This window comes from Agromyces sp. Marseille-P2726, assembly GCF_902809835.1.
In the GTDB taxonomy this organism is placed as follows: domain Bacteria; phylum Actinomycetota; class Actinomycetes; order Actinomycetales; family Microbacteriaceae; genus Agromyces.
The window spans coordinates 17,940-31,826 of sequence record NZ_CADDWM010000007.1 but is presented as its reverse complement, the minus strand read 5'-3'; the positions used below and the strand labels follow the sequence as shown (position 1 = coordinate 31,826).

General features: G+C 67.9%; 14 protein-coding genes and 1 pseudogene. 8 read left to right on the top strand and 7 right to left on the bottom strand.

The window, feature by feature from the left end; all coding sequences use genetic code 11:
* Window positions 1-122: 122 nt before the first annotated feature.
* Window positions 123-824 (top strand): annotated as a pseudogene (locus HUS56_RS01810) (transposase); the annotation flags it as partial.
* An 803-nt stretch (window positions 825-1,627) separates the two neighbouring features.
* Here the strand turns inward: HUS56_RS01810 and HUS56_RS01805 are convergent.
* Window positions 1,628-2,482, bottom strand: a complete 855-nt coding sequence (locus HUS56_RS01805; protein ID WP_173921708.1) for a hypothetical protein — start codon at window positions 2,480-2,482, stop codon at window positions 1,628-1,630.
* Between the two features lie 538 nt (window positions 2,483-3,020).
* Between HUS56_RS01805 and HUS56_RS01800 the strand changes: the two genes are divergently transcribed.
* The 3 genes from HUS56_RS01800 to HUS56_RS01790 all read left to right on the top strand — a co-directional run bounded on the left by HUS56_RS01800 (window position 3,021) and on the right by HUS56_RS01790 (window position 4,359).
* Window positions 3,021-3,320, top strand: coding sequence for a hypothetical protein (locus HUS56_RS01800; RefSeq protein WP_173921707.1), 300 nt, complete (start codon window positions 3,021-3,023; stop codon window positions 3,318-3,320).
* 501 nt (window positions 3,321-3,821) lie between these two features.
* Window positions 3,822-4,052 (top strand): hypothetical protein, encoded by a 231-nt coding sequence (locus HUS56_RS01795; RefSeq protein ID WP_173921706.1) that lies wholly within the window; start codon window positions 3,822-3,824, stop codon window positions 4,050-4,052.
* Complete coding sequence (locus tag HUS56_RS01790) at window positions 4,042-4,359, top strand: type II toxin-antitoxin system PemK/MazF family toxin (RefSeq protein ID WP_173921705.1); 318 nt, start codon at window positions 4,042-4,044, stop codon at window positions 4,357-4,359. The genes HUS56_RS01795 and HUS56_RS01790 overlap by 11 nt, the downstream gene beginning before the upstream one ends.
* Before the next feature lie 315 nt (window positions 4,360-4,674).
* Here HUS56_RS01790 and HUS56_RS01785 read toward each other — a convergent pair whose 3' ends face one another.
* On the bottom strand, window positions 4,675-5,535 hold the full coding sequence (locus HUS56_RS01785) for an NmrA family NAD(P)-binding protein (protein WP_173921704.1): 861 nt from the start codon (window positions 5,533-5,535) through the stop codon (window positions 4,675-4,677).
* 194 nt (window positions 5,536-5,729) lie between these two features.
* Between HUS56_RS01785 and HUS56_RS01780 the strand changes: the two genes are divergently transcribed.
* Window positions 5,730-6,554 (top strand): MBL fold metallo-hydrolase, encoded by an 825-nt coding sequence (locus HUS56_RS01780; RefSeq protein WP_173921703.1) that lies wholly within the window; start codon window positions 5,730-5,732, stop codon window positions 6,552-6,554.
* Between the two features lie 33 nt (window positions 6,555-6,587).
* On the opposite strand, the gene HUS56_RS01775 is transcribed toward HUS56_RS01780, so the two are convergent.
* Window positions 6,588-8,156, bottom strand: a complete 1,569-nt coding sequence (locus HUS56_RS01775) for a class I adenylate-forming enzyme family protein (RefSeq protein WP_217423913.1) — start codon at window positions 8,154-8,156, stop codon at window positions 6,588-6,590.
* Between the two features lie 246 nt (window positions 8,157-8,402).
* Between HUS56_RS01775 and HUS56_RS01770 the strand changes: the two genes are divergently transcribed.
* On the top strand, window positions 8,403-9,602 hold the full coding sequence (locus tag HUS56_RS01770; protein ID WP_173921702.1) for a BtrH N-terminal domain-containing protein: 1,200 nt from the start codon (window positions 8,403-8,405) through the stop codon (window positions 9,600-9,602).
* Between the two features lie 30 nt (window positions 9,603-9,632).
* On the opposite strand, the gene HUS56_RS01765 is transcribed toward HUS56_RS01770, so the two are convergent.
* From HUS56_RS01765 to HUS56_RS01750, 4 genes are all read right to left on the bottom strand, one after another.
* A complete protein-coding gene (locus HUS56_RS01765) occupies window positions 9,633-10,130 on the bottom strand; it encodes a GNAT family N-acetyltransferase (RefSeq protein WP_217423912.1) in 498 nt (165 codons plus the stop codon).
* A gap of 82 nt (window positions 10,131-10,212) precedes the next feature.
* A complete protein-coding gene (locus tag HUS56_RS01760) occupies window positions 10,213-10,908 on the bottom strand; it encodes a hypothetical protein (RefSeq protein WP_173921701.1) in 696 nt (231 codons plus the stop codon).
* 10 nt (window positions 10,909-10,918) lie between these two features.
* The gene (locus HUS56_RS01755) at window positions 10,919-12,112 is read right to left on the bottom strand and encodes a globin domain-containing protein (RefSeq protein WP_173921700.1); all 1,194 of its coding nucleotides are present in this window, start codon (window positions 12,110-12,112) and stop codon (window positions 10,919-10,921) included.
* A gap of 3 nt (window positions 12,113-12,115) precedes the next feature.
* Window positions 12,116-12,508 (bottom strand): group 1 truncated hemoglobin, encoded by a 393-nt coding sequence (locus HUS56_RS01750; protein WP_173921699.1) that lies wholly within the window; start codon window positions 12,506-12,508, stop codon window positions 12,116-12,118.
* Between the two features lie 187 nt (window positions 12,509-12,695).
* Here HUS56_RS01750 and HUS56_RS01745 point away from each other — a divergent pair, with 187 nt between their 5' ends.
* Both HUS56_RS01745 and HUS56_RS01740 read left to right on the top strand, forming a co-directional pair.
* Window positions 12,696-12,905, top strand: coding sequence for a heavy-metal-associated domain-containing protein (locus tag HUS56_RS01745; RefSeq protein WP_173921698.1), 210 nt, complete (start codon window positions 12,696-12,698; stop codon window positions 12,903-12,905).
* A gap of 1 nt (window position 12,906) precedes the next feature.
* On the top strand, window positions 12,907-13,887 hold the full coding sequence (locus tag HUS56_RS01740) for a heavy-metal-associated domain-containing protein (RefSeq protein WP_173921697.1): 981 nt from the start codon (window positions 12,907-12,909) through the stop codon (window positions 13,885-13,887).

Here is a 13,887-nt window from a genome sequence, read left to right as displayed (position 1 = left end):
GTCGCGGCCTACCGGCCAGCCAGTTTCCACACATACAGCTGGACTCGGATTGCCCACCCGCTGCAGGCGTAGCGTGACCTCATGTTCGAAGATCTTCCGTGCGGAGCCGATGGGGTGAGGATGTCGGCACCGCCATCAAAGCCGGCGCCGACGTCTCGGTCTCCGTCCGCATGAACCCGGCCGTGAAGGCCGCTATCACCACGATCAGCGAGGATGCGTGGACGATGATCGAGTACACCGACGCGGTCCGTGACGAGGCGAGCGGACAGTGGGTCTCGAAAGCAGAGGTCGCCGAGATCCCGTTCACCGCGTTTCGCTCCAGGAAGAAGGCCGAACGCACCACCGGGCGTCTGGTGGTGCGGCGCATCCCCGACCTCAACCCGAAGAATCTGGAACAGCCGACGCTGTTCGACACGTTCCGGCATCACGCGTTCTTCACCACCACCGATCCCGACGTGATGGACACGGTGGTCGCGGACAAGACCCACCGCGGTCACGCGATCATCGAGCAAGTCCACGCCGATCTCAAAGCGGGACCTCTCGCGCACCTGCCCTCCGGGGTGTTCACCGCGAACAGCGCCTGGCTCGTCCTCGCCGTCATCGCATTCAACCTCACCCGCGCCGCCGGCGTGATCGCCGACCAGGCCGGCCGATTGGCGAAAGCGACGACCGCGACGATCCGCCGCACCCTCATCGCGGTGCCCGCGCGGCTGGCTCGCTCCGCACGCCGCATCACGCTCCACCTCCCGCAAGCCTGGCCATGGGAATCCGCGTTCGCGCGGCTGTTCACAACGACCCACGCGCCACCATCCGCGGCCAACTGACCATCGCCGCGACGCGGCACGACCGAGGACCACCAGTGGACGACCGGGATGCGACGCCCGTAGCTCACTCCTGCCCGCGACAAGCCAACGCTCCCGAGCCAGGCCTACCCCGCCATCCCCAAGCCGATCGGTGCATCGAGGCTTAGTCGCGACTCCGGCACTAAGTGCGAGCGGCAGGCATCTGCTCGCATGTGCATCTCCTCCGCATCGGCCCCGCTCCAACGCGACATGCGGGAAGATGATCGGGTGCCCCCTCCACCCCGAGCATGCCTTCCGTGCCGAGATAAATGCGCCGAATGAGCGACGGGTAGGACCTGGAGGGAGACAAGACGAGTACCGGAAATGACCATGCGGCACATCCCCCTACCGCCCGCGTACAGAACGATGACCGTCCGAGTCGGTGACGATGGTCGACTACACGGCCGCACAACGGGCAAGATCCCGCACAGCTGGCCCCAACGGTAATCATTGGAGCCCCCGGATGGCCCGAATCGTACAGAACGACATCCCCGCACCCTTTGACGCGTCGGCAGGAGCTGCTCGTAGTCACTTAATAGTCACAAAATCGGGATCACGGTGGTTCGCTCGAGTTCACAGTTCCCCGTGTTTCCGGGGCTCGTGAGCCCGGGTGAAGTCGAGTGAATCACTACTGGATATCTTCTGCTTCCCAAGCAGACAGCGCGGGTTCGACTCCCGTCATCGGCTCCGAGATAAATTCCCTGATCAGAAGCATTTTATAAACAAAAGGATTCGCCTCTTTCCCCAGCTTGCGCGCGCATGCCGACGGAACACTCAATGACCACTCAGCCGGTGATGGGAACGATCGAACCGATCTCGAGGTCGATGGGGAACTGAGCTACGGCCTCGATGCGCGCCCGCACATCGGAATCAGTCAGGAGCGGATCGACCGGTTCGGCAGTGACGTGAAGCTTCGAGCAGTCGATCGCCGCACCTGCGCCGAACACCTGAACGCCAGGGATGGCGCCGGGCTCCATGATCGCCCTTACAGCCGCGGCGACATCGTTCGGCGCGTTCACCGTCGGGCGGATCTCGAGCAAATTATCGGATTGGTCGACGAACTGGACGAGTTCTGATGGTGGCTCCCCGTACCACCAGACGACGTAGACCTCTCGCTCCTGAACCCACTCGAGCCCCGAAAACGATGCATCCGCGCCGAAGTGAGCTTGCACGCTGTTCGAGAGCTCGAGTTGCTCCTCCGTCATGACGTTGCCCGTCTCGAGTAGCCGTTCGAGTTCCTCTGGGCTCACCGTCGGCACCGGTAGAAGCTCGGGCAGAGGTACCCCTGTGCCGATCGGGTGGATCGGCGGGCTCGCCGAGCAGCCGCAAAGGGTCGCCGCGATGAACATCGCTGCGACGGACCAGAGAATGCGGACCCGCACGATTGCCAGATTATCCGCCAGCCAGTGCCGTGGCGCACGTAAGCGTGGACTGAAGGAGCCGACGGGCATTAGAGCAGCGACGCGCAAGCGCGCGGCGCACGAGCGCAGAAACGAGCCCTCGGGCGAATCTACATGCGGCCCTAACCCAATGGCCTGTAACCATTTGGTCAGAGCCGCCTCGGCGCGATCGTGGCGCTCGGTATCTACGCGCGAGCGATCACCGGCTGATCGCCCGATGACCGATCCGTCGGAGGGCAACGATCGCCCCCTTCGCCGAGCCCGGCAGTACGACTCGGGAATGGGCGGCCGCTGGGGTGCGATCGACACTGAATGCAGCAGCCCTAGGACCGCCGAAGCCAGCGGAGCCAACCACGCCGTTCTCTCCTTGCTGGGGTGGGCGGCGTATCTTGCCTACGCTCGGTTTCGGCGCGGAGGTCAGCTAGTTCACGATCGAGTCGGCCCTGGCGAGCCCGGACCTCGGCTTCGCTGAAGTACATCCCGCCGCTCTGAAATGACTGGGACACGATTGCCTCCAATGGCGCGGTGAGCGCCTCCACGTCGGAATCATCGTATTGCGGGCCGGTTCGCAGAACGGACCGCGCGGCCAGCCGATCTTCGTCAAGGATCGATCTGGAAGCGGGTGAGTACCAGGGCTGGAACCCGTTACTCATCGGACGGCCGCTCCCGAGGGAATTTCGTTTCGGCGCACTCACGGCAATCGCGGGACCTGCTGACCCTTGGGTAGGGTTGCGGGCACGTGTCTTGGTGGCGAGGGAGTTGCATGAGTGTCCAGTCGATGCCCAGGACCGTGATCTGGGTCGGTGTGGGTGTTGGGTTGGCCGGCGGCATCCTGGTCGCCGCCGCGCCGCTCACGCTGAGCGCGTGGTGGGCGCCGAACACGGATGAGTGGTATTCGGCGCTCGGCGTGCTGGAGATCGTCGTGGCGATCGCCCGGACTCTGCTCGCTCCGTTGGGTGCGGCGCTTGTCGCGGGCGGGTTGGTGATGGTCTACATCGACCGGCGGCTGCGCGGCGATCGGATCGCTGATCGTCCCCGCCGCTGGCGGTTCCCGCCGCCCCAGGATGAGCTCGCGTGATGTGCGAGCACCGCTGGTGAAGGCGCTGCTTCTGGCGCTGGCGCTTGTCGCGGGGCTGGTCGGGTGGGCGGTTGCGTTGGTCGCTGCTCCGGGCGTGCAAGTATGGATCGTTTCCGGGTTGTGGGCGTTGATCGCCGTAGGATTCTTGCTCAGGACCCTGAGACCGGGTCGATCACGGCGCCAGTCAGTCGATCCAGGGCGTACTGCACTTTCGACGTACGAATCGAACTACCTGAATCGGGTCACCCCGCGCATCGATTGGCCAATCGATGCCTCCAGCAGGACATCGGTGACCGCCGACGCGCCCATCGATGAGATCCAAGGCCGAGGAATCACCCTTCGACTTGCCGACGAACGGCAGCATCGCGACGCACCTCCTGGACCCCCGGCGGCCCTGTAACGGATCCTCCCACGGGCTGCACGGCGCAGGTACTTTCGATTGGCGCGGCTAGGCTGAATCGTCGCCGTAAACGCCGTGCGTTCCGTAGTACAATTCGTCACATGAGCACACTTACGATTCGTACTGATGCCGAGGTCGAACGGGCGCTGCAGTCGCTTACCAGCGAGGGACAGTCACGCTCAGAGGCGGCCCGGAACGCAATCCTGGAAACCGAACGGGCACACCGTCGTGCACGGCTGCGGGCCGAAGCCGAGAGCCTGCGCGACGACCCCGATGACGTCGCCGCCTCGCGGGAGTTGGCCGCGGAGATGGACGCGATCCGTGCGTGGTGACCTCTACCGGCTCAATGCACCCAAAGACGTCCGCGGCCACGAGCAGGCGGGAGCACGCTACGCCGTTGTGCTGCAGTCCGATGACCTGCCCCTGTCGACGTGGATCATCGCCCCGACCTCGACCGGCCGACGGCCAGCATCGTTCCGGCCAGAGATCGAGATCAACGGCACGAAGACCCGCGTGATGATCGAACAACTCACCGTGATCTACCCGCAGTCGCGGCTCGGAGAGTTTGCCGGCCGACTCGACGATACCGAGATGCGCGCCATCGACGCCGCACTCCAAGCCGTACTGGCACTCGACTGACAAAGTCCGAGGCGGGTCACCCGCATAGGACCGGCATGCGACCGCCATGCGGACGCGACCGACCGTCGTTCGTCTCTCCCTGCACAACTCCCCCTCGTCTGGCGTGTGTCTCGTGAAGTGACGGCCGCCACCGTCCGCGATTGAGCCTTCTTCGAAGATACGCCTGTTCATCGAAAGGCTGTTGGGCCACGAGCATGCGGCAGATCGCGGCAAGGAACGCCGCCGCAGCGCCGATTCGATTCCCGTCATCGGCTCTCCGCGCTGTGCCACGGCCAAGCCGCACCGCCATGCCGCGCCCGGCGCCGTGTGGCGCGATCAGCGCACGGCTTGGAGGAAGGCCTGCACGTCCATCGCCGTCGGCAACACCTCGTAGGTCGGGCCGGTGTCGGCATCCACCGGGTTCTCCCGCAGCCACCGCCACATGGTGAGGATGTCGTCGCCGACGAATCGCCGGAAGAGGAACAACGGCATGGGGAACCGCGGCGGGTTCTTGCCCCTGCCCTCGCGGAAGACCCGCCGGCACTCCGCCAACGACTTCACGTCCGCGGCGAGCCGAAGGTCCTTCCCGATGAACCGCTCGGGCTCGGCAAACGCCCTCGCCGCGACCGCGCCGAGATCGCGCACGCTGAGCCACGGGATCCGGCTGTCGACGCCCGCGAGCCGCGGCATGGTGTACCACGTGGAGCTCTGCGGGTAGAAGCTGGGATCGACCATGAGCTCCATGAACGCCATGGGTCGCAGGACGGTGAGCGGCAAGCCGAGGTCCTCCATGCCGCGCGCGACGCGAAGCTTGGCATCCCATTGCTGCACACCCGTCTCGGTATTGCCCGGCCCCGCCGATCCGTAGACGACGTGCGCGACTCCCGCCCGGGCGGCGGCGTTTGCGGCGTTGATGCCCTGACCGACCTCGATCTCGATCGAGCGGGATCCCGGGGGCTGCATGACGAAGACGCCGGAGACGTCGGCGAAGGCGACGTCGAGGGATGCCGCATCCTCGAGGTCGGCGTACACCACATCGGCGCCCAGTCCGCCGAGTTCCGCACCCTTCTTGCCGGCGGGTGTGCGGCTGAGTGCGCGGACGCGCCAACCGTCTGCGAGCAGGTGGCGGACGACCTGCCCGCCCTGACGGCCGGTCGCGCCGACCACCGCGATCGTTCGCTTCGTCGACGACGCCATCGGCGTTCACCACCCCGAGGCGGACCAGAACCGCCCCTGAGGGCGATTGTACGACCGCGGCGGGACATCCGAGGGGGTCCGAAAGCCGTCGTGATCGGATGAACCCGGAGCCGTTCGCGCTGGAGGCTCGCAATCTGCGATCCGCAGGCACTACCGTCTCGAGAAGCGGTTTCGAAGACGAGCGGAGGACATCCATGCTGAACCAGGTCGCCGACGGTGTGTTCGTGCACGAGAGCGAGTTCATCAAGAGCAACGCCGTCGTCGTGGAGGGCCGCGACGGGGTGCTGCTCGTCGACCCCGGCATCACCAGCCACGAGATGGCCGATCTCGCCAACGACCTTCGCGAGTCGGGCCAGCGCGTTGCGGCCGGCTTCTCGACGCATCCCGACTGGGACCACGTGCTCTGGCACGCCGACTTCGGCGACGCGCCCCGCTACGGCACAACGCGTTGCGCTGCCGCCATGCGGGAGCTGCTGTCGAACGCCGACTGGGAGGCGCAGGTCGCAGAGGGGCTACCGCCGGAGTACGCCGACGACATCCCGATGGACCTGCTCGGTCTCATCACCGGCCTGCCCGCGGGCACCGCACGGATTCCATGGGATGGCCCCGAGGTCCGAATCCTCGAGCATCAGGCCCACGCCCCAGGCCACGCGGCGCTGCTGATCGAGGAGCGCCGGGTCCTCGTCGCCGGCGACATGCTCTCCGACATCCTGATGCCGTTCCTCGACCTCGAGGCGGCGGATCCGATCGGTGACTACCTCGCCGCGCTGCTGCTGTTCGAACGGGTGGCCGACCAGATCGACGCCGTCATCCCCGGCCACGGCTCAGTCGGTCGAGCCCAAGAGCTCAGAACGCGAATCGAAATGGATCGCGCGTATGTCGACGCCCTGAGAAACGGGGGCGCTCTCGACGACGCCCGGGTCGGCCCATCGGCCCCGTTGGATTGGCTGCCCGACGTGCATCGGTGGCAACTCCAGCGGCTCGCCGAGCGAGACGAGCAGTCCGAGGCGCGGCCATAGCCGCCGCTTCCCCGTCCGCACCGATGCGCTCCCTCAGCGGACGCGTCCCCGATGGATCGAAGCCTCGGCCATGCGCTTGAGGCCGGCGCGGTCGACCTTGCCGGTGGCGGTGCACGGCATCTCGTCGAGGACGACGATCTCCTCCGGCGCCTTGTAGCCGACCCTCGCTCGTGCGAAGCGGATGAGCTCGACGTCGCGCGGCCGCTCGGTCCCCTCGCGCAACGTGATGTACGCGCGAACGTTCTCACCGTGGATCTCGTCGCGGATCCCGATCACTCCGGCGCTGTCGACGCATGGATGGTCCTCCAGGACGTCCTCGATCTCCTGCGGGCTGATGTTCGAGCCGTCATGCACGATGATCTGCTTGCGGCGTCCCTCGAAGTAGAAGTAGCCGTCGGGATCGGCGCGCATGACATCGCCCGTGTCGAGCCAACCGTCGGCGAATGCGGCATCCGTCGCCGTCGAATCGCCCCAGTACCCGACGCAGGCGGCCTCCGTCCTGATCCAGGCGCGACCTTCGCCGCCGACCTCGACGACGTCACCGGCATCGTCGCGGAGCGACAGCGAGACGCCGGGGGCGGCCTGGCCCACGGACCCGATCCTGATCGCGGCGGGAGGGCTCACGCTCACGAGGCCCGTCTCCGACAGCCCGTACGCCTCGTCGATGGTGAACCCGGTGAGCGCGGTGAACTCGCGTTCGAGCTCGGCCGAGACCTTGTCACCCGCGGCCCGGCAGAGTCGCAACGACGCGAAGTCATGGCGGGTGGCGCCGTGGTCGCGGGTCAGCGCGAAGAGGGCTGAGGGCAGCATCGACAACACGGTCGGTCGATCGTCGCGCAGGAGACCGAGGAGCTCGTCTCCGTCGAACGTGCGGGCGATAGCGATGGCGGCGCCGGCGCTCAGCGCTCCGAACGACACGTAGAAGGCCCCCACGTGCGAGAGCGAGGAGCCGGCCAGCACGAGGTCGCCGGCCCCGAACTCGAGCGCGGCCGCCGCCGTGGCGAACATCCAGCCGAGGGTGCGGTGCGTGTGCGTCACGCCCTTCGGCGGACCCGTGCTGCCCGACGTGAAGAAGATGACCGCGGGCGCGCCGGGCTCCGGAGTCATCGGCCTCGGGTCTGAGCCGTGCCGTTCGCGTTCCACCAATCCCTGGAATGCGGAGCCGCCGTTCTCGGCCTCGAGGTAGCCGATCGTGCCGAGGGGCAGGCGGGCCACTCGCTCACTCGCCGCCAGGTCTGGCTCGCGCTCGACGTGCGTCAGCAACATCCGTGCCTCGCTGACGTCGAGGGCGTGGTCGATCTCGGCCACCGTGTACCGGTAGTTGAGCGGTGTCGCGATCAGGCCTGCCCGGAAGCAGGCGAGGTAGTGCGCGATGAGCTCGTACCGGTTGGGCATGAGCGAGGCGATGCGATCACCGGGCTCGAGTCCCAGGGCGAGGTAGCCGGCCGCGAGCCGGCCGGTCAACTCGTCGAGTGCCTCCCAGCTCAGGCGCGACCGGGCAGAGACGACGGCCGGACCGCGCGGGTCCCGCTCGAGCCCGGCGCGCAGCAGGTCGCTCGGCGTTGCCGGATGTCGCAGCGCTGCTCCGGAGTAGGTTCCCACCACATCTCCCGACGGCTCGTGGCCAGAGCCTACGCCCCTGTTCAGGTCGCCACCAGAACCGTGTATCCTCGGCCCCACGGCGGTACCTCAGCGCCGGACCCCCTGATCGGCCGTCCACGCCGGCCGACGTCGCGGGGGCAAAGGGGATTCGTGTCCTCGGGGATTGTGCGAGCAGTACACCGTTCCCGTTTCCGGCGGGCCTCGGTCGCGTGGAGTCCGAGCGCCGACGCCGGTTGGAGAACGAAGATGACGACTCGCAAGCACCTCAAGCACCTCGTCCGCGACCGCATGCGCAAGACGGGTGAGTCATACACCGTCGCGCGGCGGCACATCGTGGGCGCCGAGACCAGCGAGACCGTTTGGGAGTTCCGCGGCGGGCTCGACGGAGAGGCGGCCGCGCTCACCAATGTCCTGGCCAACCTCGGTGTCGTCGCACCGCACACCGGTGAGCCGCTGACCGAGGCGATGGTGCTCGGCGTCGGCGGTGGACTCGGCGCGGGCTACATCATGTGGGAGTTCGACTCGCTGCCGCTGCGCTCGCGGGTGCTCACGCTGGGGTTCCGGCGGCAGTGGCAGTACCCCGACCGCTGGGCGCGAGGAACGACCGAGCGGCTCGGATTGCACGCCGAGTTGCACGAGACCGGCGGCGCGAAGTCCGCGGCGTCGGCGCTCGACGCCCAGCTCGATCAGGGACTCCCGGCGATCGCCTGGATCGACCCGTACACGCTCGGGCACCGGGGCGAGCCCGAGTCGCGCGACGGTTTCGGCGGCCCGCCAGTGATCGTCTACGAGCGCAACGGCGACTCGTACGCCATCGATGACCGCTCGATGGCACCGATCGTCGTGTCTGCCGCGCGGCTGGCCGCCGCGCGTGCACGCGTGGGCTCCTACAAGCACCGGCTGATCACGATCGATCCCGAACGGGTCGACCTCGAGCTGCACCGGGCCGTCGAGGAGGGGCTCCGGCTTCAGGTCGAGCATCTCAGCGAGACATCCGACTCCTTCTCGCTGCCCGCGTGGCGCAAGTGGGCGCGCATGACCACCGACACCCGCAACAAGAAGGGCTGGCCGAACGTGTTCGCCGATGGTCTCGGCATCGGCAGCCTGCGTGCGTCGATCTACTCGGATGCCGCCCACGGCGCACATCTCCGGGGCCTGTATGCGGACTTCCTCGATGAGGCGGCGATCCTGCTGGGACGGGACCTCGGATCTGACGCGTGGAGGGTCGCCGCCGACGCCTGGGAGCGGATCGTCGACACCGCGCTGCCGCCCGGAGACGAGCTGCGGGCGCTCATCGACGGCGGCCCCGAGACGGCCGCGGCACGCTGGCAGCTCCAACGCGCGAGAGACGAGGCCGCCGATGTGCCGCCTCCGGTCGGCGATTCCGTCATGGCGATGTACGAGGCCGAGACGGCCGCGCTCGAGCGCCTCAGGGCGGCGATCTGATCGCGGCCCCGGCTTCCGCGGCTCCCGCGGCTACTGCGCCCGGCGCACCATCCGGATCTCCCGCACGCCGTCATCGACCTGCTCGGTGCCGTCGGCCACGAACCCGTGCTTGCGATAGAACGCCTGCGCACGCGGGTTCGGGTCGGCCACCCAGAGCGTCGCCGGCTGCTCGGGCGGAAGCACCGCGTTCAGCAGTGCGGCCCCCGCACCCGAGCCGTGCTCGGCAGCCACCACGTAGAGCACGTAGAGGTGGGCGACCCCGTCTGGCTCGGCTCCGTCGTCGGCCGGTCCGGCCATGGCGACGCCGATGACGGCTCGGTCGCGCTCGGCGAGCGCGGTGCGATTGGCGCGGAAGCGGTCATCCGTGAGGATGCTGACCCAGAACCGCTCACGAGCGGCGACGAGCCCGGGGTCGTCGAGCACTCGATCGGGCATCAGGCCGCGGTACGTCTCCCGCCACGACTGCATGTGCATCTTCGCCATGGCGGCGGCATCCTCGATGCGGGCGGGGCGGACCGTGAAGTCCATGGGTGAATGCTACCGACGCCGCCTCGCACAGCCCCGGATTCGGGGCAGCCAAGGCGCCGAAAGGGGCCGCGCCCGACGTTCGTCAGTGCGGCTGCGGCGCGGGGACTCCGGAGATCGAGGGCTGCCACTCGGGTTCGCCTGCGGGACCGTCATCCGACTCGTGCTGGGCCGCGGGGTCGAGCGTCGGCGGAGGCACGGCGCCGAGGCGGTCGACCTGTTCGGTGAGCGCGTCGAGTACCGAACGCAATTGGATCTGTGCGACCTGGGCGTACGTTCGCACGTACTCGATCTCGGGGACGACGGGGCTCTGCTGCCTGGGGAGCGTGGCAGTCGCCCGACTGGCACTGCTCTCGGCCCGTTCCAGGATCTCTCGGTACTGATTGCGAGCGGTGAGCACCAAGTCGCGAGCGTACTGCTCGGCGTCGGCCACCGCCTTGTCGGCGATCAGCTGGGCTTGGGTCAGCAGCCCGACCGCGCTCGCCGTGATCTCCTCTTCGTCGCCGGCATTGCTCGCCCGGGCCTTGCCTTTCTCGGCACGCAGCGCAGCGACCTCCTCTTGGACGGCCGTCGTGGCTGACTTGACCTCGGTAATCGCCTGCGAGAGGCGACTCATGAAGGTGTCGACCTCGAGTCGGTCGTACGCGCCGCCCCTGATCTTCATGGTGAAGGGCACCGGATGAGCGTCGGGCAGATGACTCACGGCGACGGCCAGCGCCTCCTCAGGGGTCGTGGCCGGCGGGGCGACGAGGCCGTCAGGATCGGTTGCATCTTGTGTCATTCGGAGTCCCCTATACCTTCTGCGGCAGCCGAGACGGCTGCGGGTCATGAGTGTGGTGATGCAGGGCGTGACTGTCTTCGTCGAGGGTCGCGAACTGCTCGAACCGGACGTCGGCGGGGTCGACTCCCGCGGCACGAAGACGGGCGGCAGTGTGCCGAACCATCTCAGGCGATCCGCACACCAGCGCAAGAAGTCCATGCAACGCTCCACGTTCGGCGGCGACATCGCCGACCAAGCCCTTGCGGCCGGGGTAACTGGGGTCGTCGGAGACCACGGGTGTGTACGTGAACCAGGGCCGGCCGGCGAGGTTCTGAAGCAACCGGTTCTCGTACAGGTTCCACGGCAGCCGCACGCCGTGCAGCAGATGGACCCGAGGAGCCCTTCCGGTGGACTTCCACTCCTGGTCGATTCGCTCCAGGTGCGCGCGGAGCGGCGCCAGGCCGGTTCCGCCCGCGACCATGATGAGATCACGCCCGCGCTCGGCCTCGTTCAACGTCAGCTCCTGACCAACGGCGGCTCCGAGACGGATCGTCTCGCCGACCGGGAGCGAGCGGACGATCGTGCTGCTGACCTGGCCGCCGGGAACCATCTGGACATGGAATTCGATGGTGCCGTCGTCGCGTGGCGCGTTGGCGGGGCTGAGATACCGCCACAGCCGCGGACGAGACGGGATCTCGACCGCCACCGACTGGCCGGGCACGTACGGCAATTCGGACTCGGGGCGAACCTGGATGACCGCGAGGTCGAGGCCGCGCCGTTCGACCGAGATCACCTGAGCCGCCCAGGATGCCGGGCTGGTCAGTTCGGATTCTTCGGCTGCCTGGACCATGACCGTGGCGATCACGCCGTAGGCCTCGGCCCAATCCGCCGCAACGTCATCGGTCCACCGCTCGCCGAGGAAGTGCTTCAGCGTGGCGAGCAGCGACGCACCGACGGCGTTGTAGTGCGCCGCGATGACCTCGAAGCGCCGATGGTCGCGGCCGAGCTGCTGGATGAACTCCGTGACTTCGTCGAGCTGATCCACAGCCGACACGATTCGGCCGAGCGCTCCGACGAGCCGATCTCGCTGGTTCGCCATCGAGACCGGGAACATGCTCCGCAACTCGGGATGGGAGATGAACAGGTGTGAGTAGAAGAACTGGGGCACCTCGTCGCCGAGTCCCTCGGCGAGCGCCCACGTCTCCTTCAGCGCCGCGGTATCCACTCGTCAGGCGCCCGCAGCCTCGGCCCCGACGATGTCGGGCTCCGTGCCGAGGATCGCGCCGGTCACGCGGTCGATGATGGCGGGCTCGACCCCCGCCTCCGTCAGGGCTGTCACGAGATGGCCGGCAACTGCGGCGAAGTCTTCGCGGGAGATGTTCATTCCCTCGTGAGCCGCGCGCAGGTCGCGCCCCGCGTAGCCGACGGGGCCGCCCATGACCTGCGAGACCAGCGCCACCTGGTGACGCTTGAGCCGGACCATTTCGATCCCCTCGAAGTACCCGCGCAGCCGGTCGTCGCCCAGCACCAGTGTGTAGAACCGGTCGACCACCGCTGCGATCGCCGGGCCCCCTCCCACCACTGCGTAGTCACTGCGCTCTTCGAGGTGGGACTGATTCATCACGCGTATCCAATCGCTGGTAGGGCAGACCATCTCTTCTTAGCAGAGTCGAATGCCTCGAGCGGAATCGGATGCACAGAGTGGAAACCGAAGCGTGCGAGCGCAGGATTCGGACGCTTGCGCAATACTGGTGGGGGGTATACAGTCTTCACCGTTCGTATACCCCTGGGACCTATCAAGGAGAGTCATGGCAACGACGGAGTTCACGGTAACCGGAATGACGTGCGGGCATTGCGAGATGTCGGTCCGAGAAGAGGTCGAGCAGCTCGGCGGAGTCTCTGCCGTCGATGTCTCGGTCGCGAGCGGCCGCCTGGTCGTCACGGCGACGGCTCCGATCGACGACGCCGCCGTGATCGCCGCCGTCGAAGAGGCCGGCTACCGAGCCGAGCGCGTCTGAGATGCGCGCGCCGCTGCGCCTCGGCCTGTTCGCTGCCGCGCTCGTCGGTGTGTTCGTCGCCGCGTTCGGCGGCGGACGCGTGCTCGTTCCGTCGTCGGCGGCTGATGGCTGGGGCGCCGAGCAGGGCACGCACGCGGCATCCGACTCCGAGCGCGAACCCGCGGATGCCGCACACTCCGGCTCATCCGTGAAGGGAGTCGCCTCGAGCGAGAACGGGTACTCGCTGCAGGATGTCTCGGCGCCGGCCGTCGTCGGCGAGCCGGGCACGCTCGCGTTCGTGCTGACCGGACCCGACGGAGCCCGGGTCACCGACTACACGACCCAGCACGAGAAGGACCTGCACCTGATCGTCGTGCGCACGGATGGCGCCGAGTTCCGGCACGTGCACCCGACGCTCGCGAGCGACGGCACCTGGTCGATCCCGTGGACGTGGCGGGCCGCGGGCGGTTATCGGATCTTCGCCGATTTCCTGCCCCGAGCGCTCGACGAGAGCCTGACCCTGACCAGCTCGCTGCACGTCGGGGGCGACGTCGCCACGTCGCCCGTCCCGCCCGCTTCCACCGTCGTCACGACCGGCCCGTACGAGGTCACGGTGCACGGCGAGCTCGTCGCGGGCGCGGCATCCGAGCTGGCCTTCTCGATCACCCGCGACGGCGCGCCCGTCGTGCTCGAGCCGTACCTCGGTGCGAACGGCCACCTCGTGGCACTTCGTACCGGAGACCTCGCCTACCTGCATGTGCATCCCGAGCACGGGGATGCGACGGATGCCGCGACGGTGTCGTTCGCCGCCGAGGTTCCCACGATCGGCGACTACCTGCTGTACCTCGACGTGAAGATCGACGGGCAGGTGCACACCGCGGCGTTCGCCGCGACGGCATCGACGACCGTCGCGCCCGGCAATGCCGGTTCGGGCCATGCGGGCCGTGACGGACGCGGCGATACCGACACCCACGCCGAAACCGACACCGACCACGGGAACTGA

Coding starts and splice junctions, on each gene's coding strand:
- HUS56_RS01765 (WP_217423912.1), bottom strand. CDS start 10,130: ATGGACTTCACGGTCCGCCCCGCCCGCATCGAGGATGCCGCCGCCATG.
- HUS56_RS01750 (WP_173921699.1), bottom strand. CDS start 12,508: ATGAATCAGTCCCACCTCGAAGAGCGCAGTGACTACGCAGTGGTGGGA.
- HUS56_RS01740 (WP_173921697.1), top strand. CDS start 12,907: ATGCGCGCGCCGCTGCGCCTCGGCCTGTTCGCTGCCGCGCTCGTCGGT.
- HUS56_RS01795 (WP_173921706.1), top strand. CDS start 3,822: ATGAGCACACTTACGATTCGTACTGATGCCGAGGTCGAACGGGCGCTG.
- HUS56_RS01745 (WP_173921698.1), top strand. CDS start 12,696: ATGGCAACGACGGAGTTCACGGTAACCGGAATGACGTGCGGGCATTGC.
- HUS56_RS01760 (WP_173921701.1), bottom strand. CDS start 10,908: ATGACACAAGATGCAACCGATCCTGACGGCCTCGTCGCCCCGCCGGCC.
- HUS56_RS01800 (WP_173921707.1), top strand. CDS start 3,021: ATGCCCAGGACCGTGATCTGGGTCGGTGTGGGTGTTGGGTTGGCCGGC.
- HUS56_RS01785 (WP_173921704.1), bottom strand. CDS start 5,535: ATGGCGTCGTCGACGAAGCGAACGATCGCGGTGGTCGGCGCGACCGGC.
- HUS56_RS01780 (WP_173921703.1), top strand. CDS start 5,730: ATGCTGAACCAGGTCGCCGACGGTGTGTTCGTGCACGAGAGCGAGTTC.
- HUS56_RS01770 (WP_173921702.1), top strand. CDS start 8,403: ATGACGACTCGCAAGCACCTCAAGCACCTCGTCCGCGACCGCATGCGC.